This window comes from Pseudoduganella sp. LjRoot289 (assembly GCF_964252925.1).
GTDB lineage: Bacteria > Pseudomonadota > Gammaproteobacteria > Burkholderiales > Burkholderiaceae_D > Rugamonas.
Genome location: NZ_CAXUPN020000001.1, coordinates 3,655,933 through 3,677,146, shown reverse-complemented (window position 1 = coordinate 3,677,146; position 21,214 = coordinate 3,655,933). Strand labels below are relative to the sequence as shown.

General features: G+C 63.6%; 22 protein-coding genes, 2 tRNA genes and 1 riboswitch. Of the genes, 10 read left to right on the top strand and 14 right to left on the bottom strand.

The annotated features are described in order from the left end of the window. Positions 1–18: 18 nt before the first annotated feature. From ACSQ8Y_RS15740 to ACSQ8Y_RS15685, 12 genes are all read right to left on the bottom strand, one after another. Entirely contained in the window at positions 19–1,134 is a 1,116-nt protein-coding gene (locus ACSQ8Y_RS15740; protein ID WP_436267388.1) for an HNH endonuclease family protein, read from the bottom strand. Continuing rightward, complete coding sequence (locus ACSQ8Y_RS15735) at positions 1,131–1,508, bottom strand: adenine-specific methyltransferase EcoRI family protein (protein WP_436267387.1); 378 nt, start codon at positions 1,506–1,508, stop codon at positions 1,131–1,133. The genes ACSQ8Y_RS15740 and ACSQ8Y_RS15735 overlap by 4 nt, the downstream gene beginning before the upstream one ends. Positions 1,509–1,833: 325 nt before the next feature. Then, positions 1,834–1,909, bottom strand: a tRNA-Lys gene (locus ACSQ8Y_RS15730). 29 nt (positions 1,910–1,938) lie between these two features. Beyond that, positions 1,939–2,014 (bottom strand) — tRNA-Lys (locus tag ACSQ8Y_RS15725). A gap of 195 nt (positions 2,015–2,209) precedes the next feature. Further along, a complete protein-coding gene (gene ybgF, locus ACSQ8Y_RS15720; RefSeq protein WP_436267386.1) occupies positions 2,210–2,977 on the bottom strand; it encodes a tol-pal system protein YbgF in 768 nt (255 codons plus the stop codon). Between the two features lie 87 nt (positions 2,978–3,064). Further along, a complete protein-coding gene (gene pal / locus ACSQ8Y_RS15715; protein WP_436267385.1) occupies positions 3,065–3,592 on the bottom strand; it encodes a peptidoglycan-associated lipoprotein Pal in 528 nt (175 codons plus the stop codon). A 36-nt stretch (positions 3,593–3,628) separates the two neighbouring features. Next, entirely contained in the window at positions 3,629–4,894 is a 1,266-nt protein-coding gene (gene tolB, locus ACSQ8Y_RS15710; RefSeq protein ID WP_436267384.1) for a Tol-Pal system beta propeller repeat protein TolB, read from the bottom strand. Continuing rightward, on the bottom strand, positions 4,891–5,862 hold the full coding sequence (gene tolA / locus ACSQ8Y_RS15705; protein WP_436267383.1) for a cell envelope integrity protein TolA: 972 nt from the start codon (positions 5,860–5,862) through the stop codon (positions 4,891–4,893). Before tolA ends, tolB begins: the two co-directional genes overlap by 4 nt. A gap of 3 nt (positions 5,863–5,865) precedes the next feature. Beyond that, positions 5,866–6,306, bottom strand: a complete 441-nt coding sequence (locus ACSQ8Y_RS15700) for an ExbD/TolR family protein (RefSeq protein ID WP_436267382.1) — start codon at positions 6,304–6,306, stop codon at positions 5,866–5,868. A 15-nt stretch (positions 6,307–6,321) separates the two neighbouring features. Further along, a complete protein-coding gene (gene tolQ / locus ACSQ8Y_RS15695; RefSeq protein WP_436267381.1) occupies positions 6,322–7,014 on the bottom strand; it encodes a protein TolQ in 693 nt (230 codons plus the stop codon). A gap of 22 nt (positions 7,015–7,036) precedes the next feature. Further along, a complete protein-coding gene (gene ybgC, locus ACSQ8Y_RS15690) occupies positions 7,037–7,441 on the bottom strand; it encodes a tol-pal system-associated acyl-CoA thioesterase (RefSeq protein ID WP_436269838.1) in 405 nt (134 codons plus the stop codon). Between the two features lie 107 nt (positions 7,442–7,548). Continuing rightward, positions 7,549–8,295 (bottom strand): SDR family oxidoreductase, encoded by a 747-nt coding sequence (locus ACSQ8Y_RS15685; protein WP_436267380.1) that lies wholly within the window; start codon positions 8,293–8,295, stop codon positions 7,549–7,551. Between the two features lie 204 nt (positions 8,296–8,499). Further along, positions 8,500–8,620: riboswitch (ZMP/ZTP riboswitch) on the top strand. Between the two features lie 90 nt (positions 8,621–8,710). On the opposite strand from ACSQ8Y_RS15685, the gene glyA reads away from it, so the two are divergent. Together glyA and nrdR are read left to right on the top strand one after the other, a co-directional pair. Next, a complete protein-coding gene (glyA, locus tag ACSQ8Y_RS15680) occupies positions 8,711–9,955 on the top strand; it encodes a serine hydroxymethyltransferase (RefSeq protein WP_436267379.1) in 1,245 nt (414 codons plus the stop codon). A gap of 78 nt (positions 9,956–10,033) precedes the next feature. Continuing rightward, positions 10,034–10,495, top strand: a complete 462-nt coding sequence (gene nrdR, locus ACSQ8Y_RS15675) for a transcriptional regulator NrdR (protein WP_436267378.1) — start codon at positions 10,034–10,036, stop codon at positions 10,493–10,495. 5 nt (positions 10,496–10,500) lie between these two features. On the opposite strand, the gene ACSQ8Y_RS15670 is transcribed toward nrdR, so the two are convergent. Next, on the bottom strand, positions 10,501–11,583 hold the full coding sequence (locus ACSQ8Y_RS15670; protein WP_436267377.1) for a DUF4351 domain-containing protein: 1,083 nt from the start codon (positions 11,581–11,583) through the stop codon (positions 10,501–10,503). A 248-nt stretch (positions 11,584–11,831) separates the two neighbouring features. Here ACSQ8Y_RS15670 and pilV point away from each other — a divergent pair, with 248 nt between their 5' ends. The 8 genes from pilV to ACSQ8Y_RS15630 are packed head-to-tail and all read left to right on the top strand — an operon-like array spanning position 11,832 to position 19,035. Next, on the top strand, positions 11,832–12,386 hold the full coding sequence (gene pilV / locus ACSQ8Y_RS15665) for a type IV pilus modification protein PilV (RefSeq protein ID WP_436267376.1): 555 nt from the start codon (positions 11,832–11,834) through the stop codon (positions 12,384–12,386). After that, positions 12,383–13,390 carry a PilW family protein gene (locus tag ACSQ8Y_RS15660; protein ID WP_436267375.1) on the top strand — a complete coding sequence of 336 codons (1,008 nt, stop codon included), beginning with the start codon at positions 12,383–12,385 and terminating at the stop codon, positions 13,388–13,390. Before pilV ends, ACSQ8Y_RS15660 begins: the two co-directional genes overlap by 4 nt. Next, positions 13,390–14,025: a pilus assembly protein gene (locus tag ACSQ8Y_RS15655; RefSeq protein WP_436267374.1), complete on the top strand. Its 636-nt coding sequence runs from the start codon at positions 13,390–13,392 to the stop codon at positions 14,023–14,025. The genes ACSQ8Y_RS15660 and ACSQ8Y_RS15655 overlap by 1 nt, the downstream gene beginning before the upstream one ends. Continuing rightward, entirely contained in the window at positions 14,022–16,250 is a 2,229-nt protein-coding gene (locus ACSQ8Y_RS15650; RefSeq protein WP_436267373.1) for a pilus assembly protein, read from the top strand. The genes ACSQ8Y_RS15655 and ACSQ8Y_RS15650 overlap by 4 nt, the downstream gene beginning before the upstream one ends. Next, a complete protein-coding gene (locus ACSQ8Y_RS15645; RefSeq protein WP_436267372.1) occupies positions 16,247–16,702 on the top strand; it encodes a type IV pilin protein in 456 nt (151 codons plus the stop codon). The genes ACSQ8Y_RS15650 and ACSQ8Y_RS15645 overlap by 4 nt, the downstream gene beginning before the upstream one ends. After that, a complete protein-coding gene (locus ACSQ8Y_RS15640; RefSeq protein ID WP_436267371.1) occupies positions 16,690–17,268 on the top strand; it encodes a GspH/FimT family pseudopilin in 579 nt (192 codons plus the stop codon). Before ACSQ8Y_RS15645 ends, ACSQ8Y_RS15640 begins: the two co-directional genes overlap by 13 nt. A 10-nt stretch (positions 17,269–17,278) precedes the next feature. Next, positions 17,279–18,376, top strand: a complete 1,098-nt coding sequence (gene ribD / locus ACSQ8Y_RS15635; protein WP_436267370.1) for a bifunctional diaminohydroxyphosphoribosylaminopyrimidine deaminase/5-amino-6-(5-phosphoribosylamino)uracil reductase RibD — start codon at positions 17,279–17,281, stop codon at positions 18,374–18,376. 17 nt (positions 18,377–18,393) lie between these two features. Further along, entirely contained in the window at positions 18,394–19,035 is a 642-nt protein-coding gene (locus ACSQ8Y_RS15630) for a riboflavin synthase (RefSeq protein ID WP_436267369.1), read from the top strand. 21 nt (positions 19,036–19,056) lie between these two features. Here ACSQ8Y_RS15630 and ACSQ8Y_RS15625 read toward each other — a convergent pair whose 3' ends face one another. Continuing rightward, entirely contained in the window at positions 19,057–21,198 is a 2,142-nt protein-coding gene (locus ACSQ8Y_RS15625; RefSeq protein ID WP_436267368.1) for a TonB-dependent receptor plug domain-containing protein, read from the bottom strand. Positions 21,199–21,214: the final 16 nt, after the last annotated feature.

Below are 21,214 nucleotides of genomic sequence, written 5' to 3'. Positions count from 1 at the left end.
CCACCGTTTTCTTGCGTTCTACCGGTTCGATCGATTGTCTCGGATGCACAGCATCTGACAGTTATCGGACGTCGTCTTGCCTTGCTTCGACCACGGTATGATGTGGTCGCCATCCATCTCCTCTAGCTTGAAGTGATCACCGCACTTTGGACAAATGCCGTCCTGCCGTTCGTACGCCTCGCGCTTTTGGTTATCGGTGAAAGTTCGCAGTCCGAGCGTATGCTCTTCGCCGGTCAGGACGTACGTGTAGATGCCAGACTTTTTCTGCACTTCTTCGTCAGACATGAGCGCCTTGACGCGCTCCTCTAACACGACGGCGTCGAGTGGGGCTTGGTTATACTTGTCGTACAGCGCATTCCAAGGAACTGTGCGAAGCTCTTTGCGCTGTACCGAGAAAATCAGCTTAGCCCAGTCGATCACTGACTTGAAGTAAGTCCAGATCGCGTTGGCGTTAGCGTCGTTGCGATGGAGGTTCATGTACTCTTTGATTGCAACGTCGCCTTTGCCGCCATGCCACTCCATTGCCCTTTGTAATAAGTCCTGACGATTTACCTCGCCAGCTGCAACGTAGTCCTTCGCGAGCTTGTGCGCTCCTTGGTTCTCGCGAGAGAAGTAACGCTTGGCATCGGTGAGCCACAGCCCGGTGTATACGGCGTTACGCAACTCCTGTGGACGCAGCGTCAGCCCCGCTATGTTGATGACCTCGAACCAAGCCAGTTGCTCGTCCTCACTTCCCTCGCAGTGGTACACCATCAACTGATAGTCGAGTAACCGTTCCTGATCTGTACCGCTTAGGTTGTCGAAGTTTTTAGGGTTGCCTCCAACCACAACAGAAAAGGACCCCTTGACGTACTCACAGATAGACATTGATCTCTGTTGTCCATCTAACATCTCGAAGCTCGGATCGCCGGAGGCTGGATCGGTGCCCTTCGACCAGTACATAACATTCAACGGGAATCCCGACAGAATCGTGGTTATTACCGCCTGCTGCTTTGCCGTGTCATAGACGAACTCTCGTTGGAACTTTGGCCGGATATCCAGTGCACCGCCGTAACCGACAACGCCATCGTAGCCGGAATTTATATATCCTTCGACCAAGTCGCGGACAGGGATGTGATGCAGGTCAATTTTCACGAGATGGCTCCAATTCTACGAACGAAAATGCGCCGGTAGACCCCCTTCACAGGGTAGCCGACATCGAAATATGTTCCAGGCCCATACGAGTCAGCTCGTAATACGCATCGGAGCGCTCCGGTGTTTGATTTGCTTCGTTCGCCGTCGATAACCTTGGTCTTCGCACGGTATGTCTTCGTTGCAGGGTAACCAATGTCATCGTTGCCTACAATTTCGAACTGTTCTGGGTTGTATTTGTCGAGGAATGTAATTGGGACGCCCATCACGCCTGTCCAGTCCTCGGGTATGTCTGCGACCTTTGAAACTTCGATGGCGTCGTAGTTGTCATAGTGCTGATAGCGAGTCGGGCTATACTTCTCGACGAGGATACTCATCACTAACGGGGACCTCGAAAAACCGTATCGAGCGGCGGTAATGTTGGTTGAGAAGCGCATCTGTACGGGCAGTGCAGCGAGCATCGCAGGCCGACAGTGCAACGCGCAGTAGGTTTTTCGAGGTTCCCTAACGTTGATCGCTCAAAGAGTTACAGAGTATGGTTTTGGCTAGCTTCAGTCTGCCATGGTTTCAATTCTCAGTCCTTTATCCCCCAGAGAACAATGTGCACCAGACTGAGGGAGGGGATTGAAGAGAGAGGACCAGAAATGGACCAGAAACAAAAAAGCCCACGAACCGAAATTCGTGGGCTTCCTTGATAATTCTTGGTAGGCCGTGCGGGATTCGAACCTGCGACCAACGGATTAAAAGTCCGCTGCTCTACCAGCTGAGCTAACGACCCAAGGTAGTGAAACCTTAGCTTCTTTCGAGTGGTAGGCCGTGCGGGATTCGAACCTGCGACCAACGGATTAAAAGTCCGCTGCTCTACCAGCTGAGCTAACGACCCCCGAAAGAAGCAAGATTATAGGGGCGTATGGGCTTCCTGTCAAATTCTCATGAGCATCAGATTGCTCGGATGCCTGCTACGGTGCATGGATTCCCGCTTTCGCGGGAATGACACGGTATCGCAGGCAGCTGGGGTACGGCTGTGAAGGCTTGGGTTGCTGCTGGGCGCCGGCCCTGCGCGGGAATGACAAGCGGACTACTTGGCCTTCAGGCGCTCGCGCGCGGTGGCGGCCGCTTCGCTGTCGGGGTATTTGCTGACCAGCTCGGTCAGGGTCTTCTTGGCGTTGGCGGCGGCCTTCAGCTCGGCCTGGCAGCCGGCGATGATGAGCATGGCTTCCGGCGCGCGCGGGCTGTCCGGATAGGCTTTGACGACCACTTGCTGCGCCAGGATGGCCCCCTTGCAGTCCTTCTGCGCGTAGTAGGTGGTGCCCAGGTAGTATTGCGCGCTGGCGGCGTAGCCCGACTCCGGGTACTGGCGAACGAACTCGGCCAGCGCCACCGAGGCGGTCTTGAAGTCGCCGGCCTTGAACAGCAGCATGGCAGCGTCGTAGGCTTTCTGTTCGGCCGGATCGACTGCGGCGGTCTTGCCGTCGATGTTCACCTGGCGCGGCTCCAGCTTGCGCAGGCGGGCGTCGAGGTCGACGTAGAAATCCTTCTGGCGCTTTTGCGTGTTGGCCAGCTCGTTGGCCAACACTTCCAGCGAGCCGCGCAGCTTGGCGATCTCGCCCATGGTCTGCTCGTGCTGGTTGTTCATGTCCAGCGAAATCGTTTTCTCTGCCTTGGTGTCGATGCGGCCGTTCAGCTCGGCGCGCATGGCTTCCACTTTGGCGCGCAGGTCGAGGATGGCCTTGCGGGCTTCGTCGTCGTCGAACAGGGCGGCGTTGGCGTGCAATGGCAGGAAGGCGGTGGCTGCCAGCAGGGCGGCGGCCGCCGAGCGCAAGCCGGTTTTGGTCAGTGTCATCATTGTGCGTAGCGCTTTCTAATAGAAACGGGGCAGGGCGCAGTATAAACTGCGCGCCGCCCCGTGTGTTGCCATCCTGCGACTACGAAATTACTTGTAGACGATGTCGGCACGGCGGTTTTGCGCCCATGCTTCTTCGTTGTGGCCTTCGGCCTTAGGCTTTTCCTTGCCCAGCGATACGGCTTCTACCTGGCCTTCTGGTACGCCCAGTGCGGTCATGGCTTTGCGCACGGCTTCAGCACGTTTCTGGCCCAGTGCCAGGTTGTATTCAGCGCCGCCGCGTTCGTCGGTGTTGCCTTGGATCAGGATCGAGCGCTTGGCGTTCTTGGTCAGGTAAGCGGAGTGGTTCTGCACCACTGGCTTGCCGTCTTCACGCACGACGTAGCTGTCGAAATCGAAGTACACGGAACGGTTGGCCAGCACGCCTTTTGGATCGTCCAGCGGATCGATCGATTTGGTTTCTACTGGAGCGACGGTGCGGGTGTCGGCAGCTGGTGGGGCTGCGACTACCGGCTTTTCTTCCACTTTCGCTGGTTCTGCCACTTTTACTGGGGTCGAGCAAGCCGACAGCAGGGCTGCGGTGCTGAGGATGAAGGCTACGCTTTTAACGTTACGCATTTTTAGTTCTCCTGGTCGTTGATGAATAGACTGCATTTACTTCATGAAAGGACCCCAGGTGGGCTCCTTGATATTGCCCGCTTGAATCGTCAAGCGTTGCTTTACGCGGCCGTCGACCGACACCACGGCCAGCGATTTGCGGCGGCCCGACTCTGTCGCGTACAGCAAATATTTGCCGTTCGGAGAGAAGCTGGGCGACTCGTCGCTGGTGGTGTCGGACAGGCGTTGTTCCTGGCCGGAGGCAAGATCCAGTACATAGAGCTGGAAGTTGCCGCCGTCGCGCCGGGAGATGTACGCCAGCGTGTTTCCGTCCGAGGAAATACGCGGGCTGATGTTGTAGCTGCCGCTGAAGGTGACGCGCTTGGCGTCGCCGCCGGCCGCGCTCATGCGGTAGATCTGCGGGCCGCCGCTGCGGTCGCTGGTGAAGTAGATGTACTGGCCGTCGGCCGAGAACTGCGGCTCGGTGTCGATGCCGGAGCTGTTCGAGATGCGGCGGATGCCGCTGCCGTCGGCGTTGGCGATGTAGACCTGGGTGTTGCCGGTCTTGGACAGCGCCACGGCGACCTTGCTGCCGTCCGGCGACCACGACGGCGCCGAGTTGCTGCCCTTCTCGTTGGCGATGACGGTGCGTGCGCGGGTGACCAGGTTCTGCACGTAGACCACCGGCTTCTTCTGCTCGAACGACACGTAGGCCACCTTGGTGCCGTCCGGCGACCAGGCCGGCGAGATGATGGGTTCGTTCGAAATCAGCGCCGGCAGCACGTCTTCGCCGTCCGAGTCGGCCACTTCCAGACGGTACTGGCGGCCCTGCTGCGTGACGTAGGCGATGCGGGTGGCGAAGGCGCCGCGCACGCCGGTCAGCTTTTCGTAGACGTCGTCGGCGATCTTGTGGGCGGACAAGCGGGTCTGCGTCGGCGCGGTGGACTGGTCCAGCTGCGACAGCTTGGCGGCCTTGATGGTGTCGAACAGCTTGTAGCGCACGTCGAAAGAGCCGTTGGCCAGCTTGCTCACGGTGCCGACCACGATGGCGTTGGCGCCGCGCGATTTCCACTGGCCGTAGTCGACGTCGTTCAGGTTGCTCACGGTGCCGGCGTCGATGATCTTGAACAGGCCGCTGCGTTCCAGGTCGGACTTGATGATGGCCGAGATCTTGGCGGGCGCCACGTCTTCGTCGGCGAAGGCGGCGATGGCGACCGGGATCTGGTTACTGCCGACGCCGGAGATTTCCACGCGCAGCTGCGCGTAGGCGTTCAGGCTGGCCAGCAGGCTGGCGGCGATGAGGGCGTTGTTCAGTATTTTCATGGTGGGTTTCCAGGCAAATCTTTCATGTTGAATCCTGCGGTTATCTCGCGTTCGACCGAGCCGTCTTTCTTCTTCGGCAAGGGCGAGGACTTGGCGATGGCGTTTTCCACCGCCAGGTCGTAGGCGGGAACGCCGCTACTCTTGATCTTCCGGACCGAAATAATTTCCCCAGTTGGCAATTGCTCGATCTTGAACTCGGCGCGCGGGTTGCTGGCCGTGTCGCCAACGCTGTACGCGATGTTGCTCTTGATCTTGGCGGTGATGGCTGCCACGTAGCCGCTGTCCAGGCGCGGCGCGGTCGCTTTCGCGGCCGTGCCGGTGGTGCCCGCGCCAGCGGCGCCCGTGATGCGCGCGATCTCCGCCGCACGCTGTTTATCCAGCTTCTTCTGTTCCGCTTCAGCTTTGGCCTTGGCCAGCTTGTCGGCCTGCTTTTTTTCTTCCTTGGATTTTTCGTCCTTGGCTTTTTCCTCGGCCAGCTTCTTCTCGTCGAGCTTCTTCTGTTCCAGTTCCTTGGCCTTTTTGTCGGCCAGTTTCTTGGCTTTGTCTTCTTCTTCCTGCTGCTTCAGCTTGGCTTCGCGCTTCTCTTCGGCCACGCGTTCCTTCTCGGCCTTTTCCTTGGCCTTGCGCTTTTGCAGCGCGATGTCCGGGTCGACCGCCGGCGGCGGCGCTTCCACGGGCGGCGCGGCAACTTTCGGCGGTGGCGGCGGCGGCGGCGGCGGGGCAGGTTCGGGCTCCGGCTGCGCTTCCTGCGGCGGCGGCGTCGGCGCGGGCGGGGCGGCGGTCTGCACCGTCATGTCCCACACTTCCGCTTCTACCGCCACCGGCTCGGTGTTCTGCCAACGCACGCCCACCCACAGGAAGAACAGCAGGCCCACGTGGACGGCCGCAGCCAGTCCGGCGGAACGCCAGCGGTCGTCGCTTTTCGGCACCCGGTACGGGCCGCCTGCGGTTGCGTGTTTCATCGTCATGCGTTACTTCGTGGCCAGTCCGACGCGGTGGATGCCCATCTTCTTCGATTCGGAAATGAGCTGGATCACGTCGTCGTACTTGCTTTCCTTGTCGCCGGCGATCATCACCGGGTACTCGGGATGCTCCTGGTGCAGCGCGCGCAGCTTCTTGACCAGCGCGTCGCGGTTGGGCGCCGTTTCCGGCGCTTCCTGGTTCTTGCCCTGGACGCCGATCGACAGCGCGCCGTTAGGCTTGATGACCACCTGGATGTAGTCGTCCGGCGGCTTGGTCGAGCGCTCGGCCTGCGGCAGGTCGACCTGGGACGGGTTGTTGGCGGACGGCATCACCATGAAAATAATGAGCAGCACCAGCATCACGTCGATGTAGGGAACGACGTTGATCTCGGACTTCAGTTTGCGGCTGCCTCGGCTGCCGCGCATGCCGCTGGAGAAGGAAGATCCCATGGTTACTCTCCCCGATCAGCGCGATTGGCGCTGCAGGATGTTGGAGAATTCTTCCACAAAGCTCTCGAAACGGATAGCCAGGCGGTCGATATCGTGCGAGAAACGGTTGTAGGCGACCACGGCCGGAATGGCCGCGAACAGGCCGATGGCGGTGGCGATCAGCGCTTCGGCGATGCCGGGCGCGACGGCGGCCAGGGTGGCTTGCTGCACATTGGCCAGGCCGCGGAAGGCGTTCATGATGCCCCACACGGTGCCCAGCAGGCCGATGTAGGGCGACACCGAGCCGACCGAGGCCAGGAATGCCAGGTGCGCTTCGAGCACGTCCATTTCGCGCTGGAAGGCGGCGCGCATGGCGCGGCGCGCGCCGTCCAGCACGGCGCCCAGGTCCATCGCCTCGCGGCTGGCGGCGTAGGCCGCCTTGCCCTTGATGAACTCGCCCATGCCGGCTTCGAAGATGCGCGCCAGCGCGCCGCCCTGTTCGCGGTTGCTGCCGGCGCTCTGGTGCAGCGCGTGCAGATTGCCGCCGGCCCAGAAGGTTTTTTCGAAGTCGACCGTTTGCCGGCGCGCGGCGCGCACGGCGAACATTTTGCGGAAGATGTAGGTCCAGCTGGTGATGGAGATGCCGAGCAGCAGCGCCATGATCAGTTGCACGATCAGGTGCGCGTTGGTGATGAGGGCGATGAAGGAGAGGTCTTGGGTGACGTTCATTGTTTCAGTCTGAGTGTAGGGTTTACTCGGCGCCGCGCATGCGGGCCGCTACCACATCGGGGACCGCGCGCGGACGCAGCGCGGAGTCGACGCAGCCGATTTTCACGCGCGCCGTGTTGAGCAGTCGTTCACCGTTCCACGCCTGCTGCACGAACTGCAGCGAGGCGCGGCCCAGCTTTTCTATACTGAGCGTTAATTTTAGTTCATCGTCCAGTTTGGCTGGCGCATGATACTCGGCAGCGACGCTCTTGACGACGAACATGGCGTCGTGCTCCTGCAGCAGAGCGTGCTGGTCAACGCCGATAGCGCGCAGCCATTCGGTCCGCGCGCGCTCGAAAAACTTCAGGTAATTTGCATAATAAACAATGCCACCGGCATCGGTGTCCTCGTAATAGACACGGACATTCCAGGTAAACTCTGAAGGCATGTTGATCTGACTACTAATGAGATTGGGCAATATTCTACGCGATTTTGCTAGCGAGTCTGCCCTACTTGTAACACTCGCTTACTTTTTTTCCGGCGAAAAGGCCAATTCTAGCTCCGTTTGATCGTGAATGGGGAGAAACCCTGACAAGTTGGCATCAGTTCGATCTGGTTCACGTTCATGTGCGGCGGCAGGGTGGCGATCCAGTAGGCGGTGTTGGCGATGTCCTGCGGCGACAGCGGCACCGTGCCTTCGTAGACCTTGGCGGCGGCCGCGTCGTCGCCTTTCAGGCGCACGTTGGAGAACTCGGTGCCGCCGCACAGGCCGGGCGCCAGGTTGGTGGCGCGCACGCCGGTGCCCACCAGGTCGGCGCGCAGGTTCAGGGTGAACTGCTCGACGAAGGCCTTGGTGGCGCCGTACACATTGCCGCCGGGATAGGGGTAGGCACCGGCGGTGGAGCCGATGTTGATCACGGTGCCGCTGCCGCGCGCGACCATGGCCGGCAGCAGGGCGCGCGTCATGGTCACCAGGCCTTTACAGTTGGTATCGATCATGGTTTCCCAGTCGTCCAGCGAGGCTTCGTGGGCCGGTTTCACGCCCAGGGCCAGGCCGGCGTTGTTGACCAGCACGTCGATGTCGCGCCATGCGGCGGGCAGGGCGTCCAGCGCGGCGTGGATGGCGGCCTTGTCGGTCACGTCCAGCTGCAGCGGCAGCACCTTGTCGCCCAGCTCTTCGGCCAGTGCTTGCAGGCGCTCGACGCGGCGTGCGCTGATGATGGCCTTGTGGCCGTTGGCGGTGAATACGCGGGCCATGGCGGCGCCGAAGCCGGCGCTGGCGCCGGTGATGAAGACGATCATGATGCATCCTTTTGCTGGAACTGCGGTGGTGGTTGCCGCAAGTGTAGCGTAATCGGCCAGATTGCCGAAAAAGGACGGCCGTTCTACTCGGCCGGCCTGCCGTGCGCCTGCCCATCGCTTGCGATACGCATGCCACTGCGCTTGCCACTTCGTCAAGCGCTTCCTTGATCTAATCTGACAGTTCACATACAATCTGGCTTCCATTACGTCTCACGTGACTGGCGAAAAGCCGGGTCGGCGCTTGCGCGACCTTTCGGCGAAAGGTGGGCATCCACCGGGGAACGTGAGATTTCAATTTTTACAGCCGTTCGCCTGGGCAGCCACCGATGGAAAGCACGAAGAGGCTGCTCCTCGCTTATTGGCGTTCCTCATTCGATCCACCTGCCAGATTTACTCTCTCACTTGGAGTTTTTTCATGTTTGCAAAAGATCACACCCTGTCCTCCGTCGATCCTGAACTGTTAGCCGCGATCCAGAAGGAAAACACCCGCCAGCACGACCATATCGAACTGATCGCGTCCGAGAACTACACTTCGCCGGCCGTGATGGAAGCCCAGGGCTCCCAGCTGACCAACAAGTACGCCGAAGGCTATCCGGGCAAGCGCTACTACGGCGGCTGCGAATACGTCGACGTCGTCGAGCAACTGGCGATCGACCGCGTGAAAAAACTGTTCGGCGCCGAAGCGGCCAACGTGCAGCCGAACTCGGGCTCGCAAGCCAACCAGGGCGTGTTCTTCGCCGTGCTCAAGCCGGGCGACACCATCATGGGCATGTCGCTGGCCGAAGGCGGCCACCTGACCCACGGCATGGCGCTGAACATGTCGGGCAAATGGTTCAATGTCGTGTCCTACGGCCTGACCCCGGAAGAGGACATCGACTACGACGCGATGGAAGCGCTGGCCAAGGAACACAAGCCCAAGCTGATCATCGCAGGCGCGTCGGCCTTCTCCAAGAAGATCGACTTCGAGCGTTTCGCCGCCGTGGCCAAGGCCGTGGGTGCTTACTTCATGGTCGACATGGCCCACTACGCCGGCCTGATCGCCGCCGGCCTGTACCCTAACCCGGTGCCGCACGCCGACTTCGTCACCTCGACCACGCACAAATCGCTGCGCGGCCCGCGCGGCGGCATCATCCTGATGAAGGCCGAGCACGAGAAGATCATCAACTCGGCCATTTTCCCAGGCATCCAGGGCGGCCCGCTGATGCACGTCATCGCAGGCAAGGCCGTGGCCTTCCAGGAAGCGCTGCAGCCGGCGTTCAAGGAATACCAGCAGCAAGTGGTGAAGAACGCCGACGTGCTGGCCAAGACGCTGATCAAGCGCGGCCTGCGCATCGTGTCGGGCGGCACCGAGTCGCACGTGTTCCTGGTCGACCTGCGCGCCAAGAACCTGACCGGCAAGGAAGCCGAAGCGATCCTGGGCCAGGCGCACATCACCTGCAACAAGAACGGCATCCCGAACGACCCGCAAAAACCGTTCGTGACCTCGGGCATCCGCCTGGGTTCGCCAGCGATGACGACGCGCGGCTTCAAGGAAGCCGAGGCTGAGCAAGTGGGCAACCTGATCGCCGACGTGCTGGACAACCCGCATGACGCTGCCACCATCGAGCGCGTGAAAGCGGCTGTCAAAGTGCTGGCCGACGCGCATCCGGTTTACGCCTGATACCTGGCTTGGTAACATCAAGGGCGCCGCGGCCGTGTTGGTCCGGCGCTCTTTTAACATTCGAAAGCGCATCGCCAGATGAAATGTCCGTTCTGTCAGCATGAAGAAATCCACGTCCTCGACACCCGCGTGTCGGAGGAGGGGGACGCGATCCGCCGGCGCCGCCGCTGCGGCAAGTGCGACAAACGCTTTACCACGTATGAGCGGATCGAACTTGTGATGCCCTTCGTGGTCAAAAAGAACGGCAGCCGCACGGAGTACGCTGCGGCCAAGTTGCGCGGCTCACTGATGCTGGCCTTGCGCAAGCGCCCCGTTGCGGCTGCCTCTGTGGATGTGGCGGTGCAGGCGATCGAGGAAAAGCTGCTCACCAGCGGCAAGCGCGAAGTCGATTCGCACTATCTCGGCGAACTGGTGATGCAGGAACTCAAGCGCCTGGACAAGGTGGCCTACATCCGCTTCGCCTCGGTCTACAAGAACTTCGAAGACTTGGCCGAGTTCCAGGACGCCATCGAAGAAGTGGGCCAGTCGCCCAAGTCCTGACTTGCTCAATGACGAGGGACGGCCTCGTCCAGCGTGCGTGCATCCAGGATGGCTGCAGCCCAGCTCTGCAACTGGTCCGGGCTGGCTGTGGCGACGCGTGCGGCGACCTCGGAAGGCAGTGCGCCGAATCGTTGAGTCAGCTGCAGGGTGAGCAGGGCCGCTTGGCCTTGCCGCAGGCCTTCCTGCAGCCCTTGCTCCAGCCCTTGCTCCAGTCCTTGCTCCAGTCCTTGCTCCAGCCCTTGCTCCAGCCCTTGCTCCAGTCCCAATTGCCGTCCTTCTGCCAGCCCTTTTTCTTGCGCCTGGATAAATTCGCGCTGCAACTGAATTCTGGCGCCACGCGGAATGTAGTTTTCCATGTTCTGCCTCCCTTGAAAGACGATGATGTCCTGCCAAAGCTGGTCTTCCAGTTCTTTCGGCAGCCACATGATCCAGTCTATGATATGGAATAAGTTTATGACACGTTGCCGGTCCCAGTCACGCGCAATGAGCATGCGTGTGAGCTTCCATTTTGCCGAGTGCCGCTGTCGGGGCTGGTGTTTGGTTTGCTGGGTCAGCAAGTGCGCGGCGGTCAGCAGCGCGAAGGGATTTTCGTGCGCCAGCAATTGCTCCACCCGATCAGCATAATCCTGAAGCTTGGCGATTCGGAAGCGCAGACGGAAGTCGCAGCCTCGGAATGACTGGTAGCTGAACATGCGGGGCCGCCAGTGCTTGCTGCTGTCGGCCAGGACAGCCAGACTGGCGACCGGACGCCGGTAACGATCGTATATGCGGTACTGGTAGACGAATATCCGTTCCGGCAATTGGCTGTCGCGCCGGGCTTGGACTTCGATATGCACCAGCACCCATCGCTCGCCGCCACCGAGCATGTGGATGCGCACCAGATGATCGGCAAGCCGTTTGCCGAGCGCGCTATCTTGCGCCACTTGTTGCAACTCCTTGTCCAGGAACTCAGGTAACTGGGTCCAGTCTACTGTGGCGTGCACATCCGGGAAATAAAAGGCCAGGAACTCAGGGAAAAATTGAACCAGAGCGCCCTTCCAAGGTGCGTCGTAAGCGTCGTTCGGCAGGGATAGAGAGGCGATGGGCATGGCCCAAGTCTAGCGCGATGCCGCAGGGCATGTTTCGACATGGCGCAAGCCCAGGCGGGCCGGCGGGCAAGGAAAAAGGTTCCCGGTACACATATCATTCCAGGTCGCAATGACACTGGGCAATTATTCTTACTAATTTGAAGCTGAGTTAGCTCGGCTTTGATTTGCATCAAACCGGCCCCCGCGTGAGTTGCTAACTTGTAGTCAGGTTTTCCCTCAAACCGCTACACGTTGTGCGGAGGTGCCGCATGTCGTCGCATGGGCAGGTGCAGGGTTTTGCGCTGATCGAGGTGCTGGTGTCGGTGGTGGTGCTGGCCATCGGCGTATTGGGCGCGAGCGCCATGCAACTGGTAGCGCTGCGCGTGCGCCACGAGTCGCTGATGCTCACCAGCGCCGCGCAGATGGCTTCCGGCATGGCAGAGCGCATGCGCGCCAATCCCGGCCAGATCGCTCCGGTCTACCTCACACTCGATTACGACGCCCACGCCGAACCTGCGCCCGCGATGCCTGACAGTCATTGCTGGTCGGCTGCCTGCGACAGCGCGGCCATTGCGGCGGCGGATATGTACGACCTGAAGCGGCAGGTGGCCACGCAGTTGCCGGCTGGGCGTGTGCGCATCTGCCGTGACGCAGGCATGTGGGACACGGGCCAATTGCGCTGGGCATGCGCAGGCGGCCCGGGCGCCCCCGTTGTCATCAAGATAGGATGGCGCGGCAAGAATCCCGATGGCACGGCGGCCAAGGATACGGATGGCGCATACGCCCCGGGTGTGGCGCTGCGCATCGCAGGAGATGCGCCATGATGCCGAGCCCTGGGCAGCCGCGCGCGGCGGCAAGGCAGGGACGAAGGCTACGCGCCGGCGGGCCGGCATGCGGCCTTGGTCTTGTCGAGATGCTGGTGGCGATGGCGGTCGGGGTGTTGGTCACGCTGGTGGCCAGCGCGCTGCTGGTGAACGCCAGCGCCAACTATGTGCACCACACGGAAAGCGCGCGCCTGAACGACAACGGACGTTACGCGCTCGCCATCATTGGCCAGGCGGTGCGCCAGGCCGCCTTCATTAACTGGGACGGCACGGGTGCGCCGCCTGCCACGCGGCCGGAGGCCAGCGCCAACATCGCCGGCCTGGACGCTGCCAGCGTACCGCGCGGCAGCGACGGCATGGAAGACCCGCTGCCGGGCTCCGTCAACGGCAGCGATGTGCTGGCGCTGCGCTACAGCGGCTCAGGCGCTGCCGGTGCCGACGGCTCGGTCTTGAACTGCGCCGGCTTCGGCATCGCCGCCGCCGCGACCGAGGAGCAGCGCGGCTGGAGCATCTTCTATGTTGCCGTCGGCGGCGATGGCGAGGCCGAACTGCGCTGCAAGTACAAGGGAGAGCGCAGCTGGGGCAGCGACGCCATCGTGCGCGGCGTGGATTCATTCCAGGTGCTGTACGGGCTGGACACGGACACGCCCGCCGACGGCGTTCCCAACCGCTACCTGAGCGCCGGCGCGATCGCCGCGCTCGATGCGGATTTGCTGCTGGACGGTGCCACCGCCGCCGCCAAGGCGCAGGATCTCAACCGCAAGACCTGGTGGAAGCGCGTGACGACCGTCAAAGTAGCCCTGCTGCTGCATGGCGATCCCCATTCGCGCATGGGCGGCGAGCCAGCCAGATACGACCTGCATGGCAGTGCCTACGCCGACGCCATGGGAAACGGCGACGCCGGAGTGCGCATCGAAGAAAGCCAACTGTCCGCAGAGCAGCGCCAGCGTGTGCGGCGTGTATTTGAAACAGCGATCGCGCTGCGCAACCCTGGAGGTGTGTGATGGCCGCACTAAGGCAAGTGAGCGATGTCGCCGCGCTGGCGCAGCAAGGCGTCGCGCTGCTGGTGGCGCTGCTGATGCTGATCGCGGTGCTGCTGCTCGGCGCGTCGGCCGCGCGCGTGGCCATCCTGGGGGAGCAGGCGGCCCGCGCCGAGCGGGACCGCTACGTGGCCCGCCAGGCAGCGGAAGATGCGCTGGCAGACGCCGAAAAGGAAGTCATTGGCAGCGCCGCCGGTTCGCCCGCGCGCACTGCGCTGCTGGCTGCGGGCAACGGCCTCGGATTTGCGCCAGGCTGCGGGCAAGGCTACGACAACCCCCGGCTCGGTCTGTGCGCGCAGATGGACGGGGACGCGGCGCCGGCCTGGCAAACCGTGGATATTGGCGAGGACGGCGCGTCTTCGCGGTCGGTGCCTTATGGCCGCTTCACCGGCGCGGATATGGAGACCGGACAAGGCTTTCTTCCGTTCCGCCGCCCGCGCTACATCATCGAGCGTGTGCCCTACCACCCGCCGGGCGAGGACGCCGGCGGCACGCATTACCTCTACCGCGTCACCGCCATCGGTTTCGGCGCGCGGGAGGGCACGGAAGTCGTATTGCAGGGCAGTTATCGCAAAGCCGACGAAGGAGGGGCGCCATGATCAAGCATTTGAAATGGCCGCGGGCGGCACCGCCGGGCTGCGGCCTGGCAGCGTGCCCGGCGGCTGCGGGCACGGGTTCCGAAGGCGCCGGGGCGTCCATGCTGCGCCGCTGCATTGCGCTTGTTGCCTGCACGTCCCTGGCGCGCCTGGCAGGCGCCGCGCCGCCGTTGATCGAGCTGTCCACGGAACCGTTGGGCGCATCCTGCGTACCGCGCCCGGAGCGCATCCGATCGGCAGCGACGGTGGCCACCACTGCATCCGGCATGTCCGTGTTTCAGGGCAGCGCCCGGCCGGCCGACTGGAGCGGGCAGTTCACCCGCTCCGCGCTGACGGTAGACGCCTCCGGCATGCCCCGGATCTCCCCGCCGCTGTGGGAGGCCGGCGCCTTGCTGGACGTCTTGCCGGATCCCGCCAACGCGCGCCGCGTCTACACCTCTAAAATCGAGCTCGGCAGGCAAACCACGATACCGTTTGCATGGGACAGCCTGTCGGCCGCGCAGCGTACCGCCCTGAACCGCCCGCCGCCGCCCGCGCGCCAGGTATCCGACCGCAAGGGGGAATTGCGGCTGGACTATCTGCGTGGAGACCGCAGCCTGGAGGGCAGCACTTTCCGTCCCCGAGGCGGCATCCTCGGCGACACCGTGAACAGCACGCCGGTCCACGTCGGGGCGCCTCCGCCGGAAGGGCGGAGCGATGGGTATAGAGAGCACGCTGAGCGCCTGCAGTCCCGCCGCCCGGCGGTCTACCTTGGCGCCAACGACGGCATGCTGCACGCCTTCGATGCCGGGACCGGCAATGAATTGTTTGCCTATATTCCCGCCGCCCTGTTTTCGCAGTTGAATCAGCTGCCGAGCCGAAACTACGCGCACCGCGCCTACGTCGATGGCCCTGCAAGCGCGGGAGAGGTACTGCTGGCGGGCGTATGGAAAACGGTGCTGGTGTCCGCCATGGGGGCGGGCGCGCAAGCCGTGTTTGCGCTGGACGTTACCGATCCCGCCACATTCCCGGCGGGCGGCGGCGCGCTGTGGGAGTTCACCGACCGCGACGACGCCGTCCTCGGCAACGTCACGACGTTGCCGCAAATCGTCCGCGTGCGCATGCGCAGCGCATCGTCCGACTACCGCTATTTCGCGCTGGTCGCCAGCGGCATCAACAATGGCGCGCCTGACGGCAACGCGGACGCGGAACGCTCGAGCGCCTTGTTCCTGCTGGCCCTCGACAAGCCTTCCGGCGAAGCGTGGCGCTTGAACCGCAATTACTATCGTTTGCCGCTGCCGGCCGGCGACACGGGCCGCGTGAACGCGTTGGGGACGCCGGCGCTGGTGAAGGACGACGGCGGCGCCTTGCGCTACGCCTACGCGGGCGACCTGCACGGGAACTTGTGGCGCTTCAGCTTCACCGGCAGCGCGCCCTGGCGCGCCGCGGCGGAAGGCCCTGTATTTATCGCGCGCGACGCCTCTGGCCAGCGCCAGCCCATCACCGCGCAGCCCAGGGTGGTGAACGCGCCCGACGGCGGCTTGCTCATACTGGTCGGCACCGGCAGGCTGCTGGACGCGGCGGACCGCGACCCGTCGCGCTACGCCCAGCAGTCCTTCTACGCGGTGCTCGACGATCACGCGTCCGTGCAGGGGGAGGCCGGACCGGCCGGCGCCGCTTGGCCGTTGGCGCGGGCGGACCTTGCGCAACGCGTGCTGGACGGCGCGCCAGGCGACAGCACGCTCGCGGTGCGGGGCCGCGTCGTCAGCTATGGCGGCGCCAACGGAGGGCACGGCTGGTATATCGACTTCCTGCAGCGCGACAGCGGCGAGCGCAGCATCAGCAGTCCGGTGGTGGCGGACGGCACGGTCTACTTCAACTCGGTGCTGACCGGCGCGCACGCCTGCGCGGCCATCGCCAGCCGCAGCTACGCTCTCGGCACCCTGGCCGGCTTGCCGCCGGACAGCGGCGGCCTACCTGCCTCCGGCGAAGCCAGCGGCCTGCTGGTGGCCGATTATTTGCCTGCGCCGCCCACGCCGGTGGTGGCCGGGACGACGCGCGCGGCGGGCCAGGGCAACGGCCGCGTCAGGGTCGGCAAGCACATCGCCATCGTCAACGTCGGCGCCACGGCGGCCGAGCTGCCGTCCGGAAATGCCCGTATCAGTATCGCCGCAGGCCGGATCGGCTGGCGCGAAGTGGCGAACTGGCGCGAGCTGCACGGCGCGGCGGCGCGGGAGGCGCGGCCATGAACACACGACAAGGCGCCGGCTGGACCATGATCGAATTGCTGGTGACGCTGGTGGTGGCTGTCGTGCTGGCGGCGGCCTGCTATCCGTCCTACAGCCAGTTCGTCGTCCGCAGCAAGCGCGTGGAAGGGCAGGCCGCGCTGATGCTGCTGATGCAGCAGGAGGAGCGCTACTTCAGCGCCAACAACAGCTACATCGTCTTCTCGTCCGGTTCCAGCGAGCCGGCGGAGCTGCAATTTCGATGGTGGTCCGGCTCCAGCAAGGCCACCAGCGCCTATGAAATCGAAGCCAAGGCCTGCGACGGCGAAAGCATCGCCAGCTGCGTCAAGCTGGTGGCGACGCCGGGCACCGGGCAGGTGGATAGCCACTACAAGGACGAGGAATGCGGAAACCTGATACTGACCAGCGCCGGCCTGCGCCTCGCCTCGGGCTTGTCCGAACGTTGCTGGCGCTGAAAGCGGGGTGCCGGCAGCGTGGACGGAACCGGCCCGGCCACACGCTGATCGAAATGATGGTCGCGCTGGTGGTGGCCGGCGTCCTTGCCGGCAGCGCCGTGCCCAGCCTGCAGGGTATGCTGCAAAAGCAGCAACTGCGCGCCGCCCTGAACGACGTGCTGGGCGCGATCGCCCTGACGCGTTCGCTCGCCATCGCACGCGGCGGCGTGGTGCTGATGGTCCCCAGCGACCCGGCGGGCGCCGCCTGGGCGCAGGGCTGGACCGTTTTCGCCGACCGCAACGCCAACCGCCGCCCGGACCCCGGCGAGGAGCGGATCGCCATCCAGCAGCCGCTGGGCGACGGCATCCGGCTTGCCTCGCGCTTCACGTCCGGCACGGGCGCGCAATATCTTGCCTATAATGCTGCAGGGCGCAGCTGCCAGGCCGGCAACAGCCAGGCGGCCCGCTGGGGTACGCTGACGCTGGAAGCCGGCGAGCACCGGCGCCTGATCAAGATCAACATGCTGGGCCGGGTTAGGGTGTGCGACCCCATCGCGCAGCCGGACATCTGCACCAGCGCAGACTGAATAGACCGCCGTGAACATTAGCAACGATACCGAAGGCATGAAACTGGCCCTGGAATGGGCCGCCAAGGGGTTGTACACCACGTCGCCGAACCCGCGCATCGGCTGCGTGATCGTACGCGACGGCAAGGTGATCGGCGCCGGCGTGACCCAGCCGGCGGGCCAGGACCACGCCGAAATCCAGGCCATGAAGGATGCCGCGCAGCGTGGCCACGACGTGGGCGGCGCCACCGCCTATGTCACCCTGGAACCGTGCAACCACCACGGCCGCACGCCGCCATGCTCGGACGCACTGGTGCGCGCGGGCCTGGGCCGCGTGGTGGCGGCGATGGAAGACCCGAATCCGCTGGTGGCCGGGCAGGGCATGGCCAAGCTGGCGGCGGCCGGCATCGACGTGTCGAGCGGCCTGCTGGCCGGCGAAGCGTACGAAATGAACATCGGCTTCTTCTCGCGCATGACGCGCGGCTTGCCCTGGGTGCGCATGAAGACCGCCGCCAGCCTGGATGGCATGACGGCGCTGCACAACGGACTGAGCCAATGGATCACCGGGCCCGAGGCGCGCGCCGACGGCCACGCCTGGCGGGCCCGCACCTGTGCCATCCTGACCGGCATCGGCACCGTCATGGCGGACGACCCGCAGCTGACGGTGCGCTCGGTGGACACGCCGCGCCAGCCGCGCCGCATCGTGGTCGACAGCCGCCTGGACATCAGTCCGTCGGCGCGCGTGCTCGAAGGCGGCGGCACCTGGGTGGTGTCTGCCATCAGCGATCCGGAAAAGGAGGCCGCCCTGCGCGCGGCGGGCGCCGAGATCATCACGCTGCCCAACCCGCACGGCAAGGTCGACCTGCCGGAGCTGATGCGCGAACTGGGCCGGCGCCAGATCAACGAGCTGCACGTCGAGGCGGGCGGCAAGCTCAATGGCTCGCTGATACGCGAAGGCTGCGTGGACGAGCTGCTGGTCTACCTGGCGCCTATGCTGCTGGGCGACGCGCAAGGCATGTTCGCCTTGCCCGCGCTGACGGAGCTGAGCGGCCGGAAAAGCTTGAAATTTCACGAGGTTAAGCAGATCGGCGCCGATTTGCGTATCCTTGCCAGATTCACCCCTTATTGAGATAGTGAGATAGCACAATGTTTACTGGTATCGTAGCCGCAGTCGGCAAAATCACTTCGGTCCAGCCGCTGGAAGGCGGCCATGACGCAGGCGTGCGCCTGGAAATCGACGCGGGCGGCCTGCCGCTGGCCGACGTCGCCCTGGGCGACTCCATCGCCCTGAACGGCGCCTGCATGACGGTCATCGAAAAAACCGACCGCAGCTTCAAGGTCGACGTTTCGCGCGAAAGCCTGAACTGCACGGTGGGGCTGGACAGCACCACCGAAGTGAACCTGGAAAAGGCGCTGACGCTGGCCGAGCGCCTGGGCGGCCACATGGTGTCCGGCCACGTCGACGGCCTGGGCGTGGTGCGCAAATTCGAGCCGGTCGGCGAATCGTGGGAGCTGGTCATCGAGGCGCCGCGCGACCTTGCCAAGTATTTGGCGTTCAAGGGCTCAGTGGTCGTGAACGGGGTTTCTCTGACCGTCAACCGCGTGACCGACATCGGCAGCGGCGAGGCACAGGTGTGCCAGTTCTCGATCAACCTGATCCCGCACACGATTTCCGTCACCACGCTCAAGCATCTGGCCGTGGGCAAAAAGGTCAATCTGGAGATCGACCTGATTGCACGCTACGTGGAGCGGATGCTGTCAGTGTCCACCGTCGAAGCGGGCAAGTAATCAGCAGTCGCTCGTGAACGGCTAGAAGCGGTACTCGTACTGGGCGCGCCAGGAAGCATAGCCTTCACGGCGTTCGTCACTCTGGATGCTGCCATACGGATCGGCATAGCGCGCGGATCCGGACTGGCCGACCTTGAGCAGATTGAGCACGGTAAGCCGCAGTTGGCTGCGCGGGCTGAACTTGTGGAGCGCATACGCTTCCAGGGCCCGCTGCGCCGAGCGCAATTTCGATTCGTACAAGGCGTCGCGCGTCCAGCCGCCCGCCACCAGAGCCAAGCTCGCGCCACCGCTCCAGACGCCTTGCACATAGTCGGCGCCGAAGTTGGCCGACCAGCGCGGCTGGCCATAGAGACGGTTGTCCGGCCCGGGCACGCCATCCACCCATGACCAGTTGCGGCTGATGCTGGCGCGCACGTCGACCTGCGCGGCGCTGCCCATGACGGCCTTGAGCGGAAACTTCGACTCCAGCTCGATGCCGCGCACGTGGGCCTTGCCCAGGTTTTGCGGCACGGCGACCCAACGGCCGCCGTTGTAAGCGACTTCGCCGCGGATCAGGCCATCGATTTCGCGCATGCTCGCGCTCGCCGACACCAGCGCGCCTTCCGCCCAGTAATGTTCATAGGCGAAGTCGACCCCGCGCGCCAGTTCCGGCTTGAGCCGGGGATTGCCGGTGAAGTCGGGCGAAATCTCGGTATTGAACGAAGTATAGAAGTGGCGCGGCACCAGGCGGCGGAATTCGGGCGCCTTGAACGTCCGCGTCAGCGCCAGGCGCAACTGGTCGCCCTTGGATCCCGGAATTTTCCACAAGGTTTGCGCGAGCGGGCTGAGCACTTGTAATTGCGAGCGCGACGTCGGAATGTCGGCGCCGCTGGTCCGGGAACGCATCGCCTCGCCGCGCATGCCCAGATAGATCGACCAGGCCGGGGAGATTTCCCATTCATCCTGCGCGTACAGCGCCAGGCGCGCAATCCTGGCGTCGAAGCTGTTGTCGAAATCGAAGGGGACGTTCCCGGGCAGCACGCCATCTTTCTGAATTTCGCGTTCGCGGTTGCTGTTGTAGCCCGCATCCCAGCCGAGCCCGAGCGCATGCCCCTGCGCCCACGGCATCGACAATTTGCCGGTCCAGGACATGCCGGGGTCGTGGACGTCGGTCAAATAGGCGCGGTCAAGCACCGACATCGCCGCGTCGTTGCGGGCCGCGCGGAAAAGCCCGCGTTCGTTATTGGAAAAGGCAAGGCCAAGTTTGGTGTCCAGCCTGCCGGTGCCGCCTATCCCGGCGATCCAGCTGAGGTCGGAGCGCACGCTGGTGACATTGCCGAAGTAGCTGGTCTTTAATTCCGGATAGGGGTGGCGTGGACCGGCGAAGGTGCTGGTGCTTTGCTCGCCGGCGCCGCGTGCCCGGCCATCGAGCACGAAGGTTTGCCACGTCACGCTGTCGATGCCGTCCAGTTTCCAGTTCAGCCGCGCGTTCAGGTTCACGGCCGTATAGGCATTGTCATTGTCCGAATACGTGTCGTACTGCTGGAGCTGCTTGCCGGCGGCATCGCGCCGGTCGACCGACTCGACCGGCCTCAGGCGGGCCTTCTGATGCGACAAGGTGGCGCCCAGCGTATAGGACAGGGCGTCGATCTTGTTCGACATGGCCAGGTTCAGCTGCTGCGACCGGGTGCCGGGGCCGGCGCCGACACTGCTCTTGATCTCGCGCGAGGCCTTCGCCACGGCCTTTTTCAGCACAATATTGACCGTGCCCGCGATCGACTGGGTGCTGAATTCCGCAGTCGCGGCGCGGATGATCTCGATGCGCTCAACCATATCCGGCGCCAGGGAATCGAGCGAAAATCCAGCCGGGGGCCGTTCCCCGTTGATCAGGATTTGTGTATAGCCATTGCCCAGCCCACGCATGCGCACCGATGTATCGCTGACCGTCAAACCCGGCAGGCGCTTCATGACGTCGAGCACCGAAGGATCGCCGTATTTTGCGATTTCCGCCTGATTGATCACAATCTTGGCGGCGGTGTCATTGCGGCGGGCGTTGTCCGCCGAACCCTTGATCTCTACCGTCGCCGGCGGCGCTCCTGTGAGTGCTGGCGCTTGTTGCGCCCCTGCATACGATGTGGCGCCCAGCGCCATCAAGGTGAGTAGTGTGGTCCGTCTGCAATGCAATGTAAAAATCATAGAG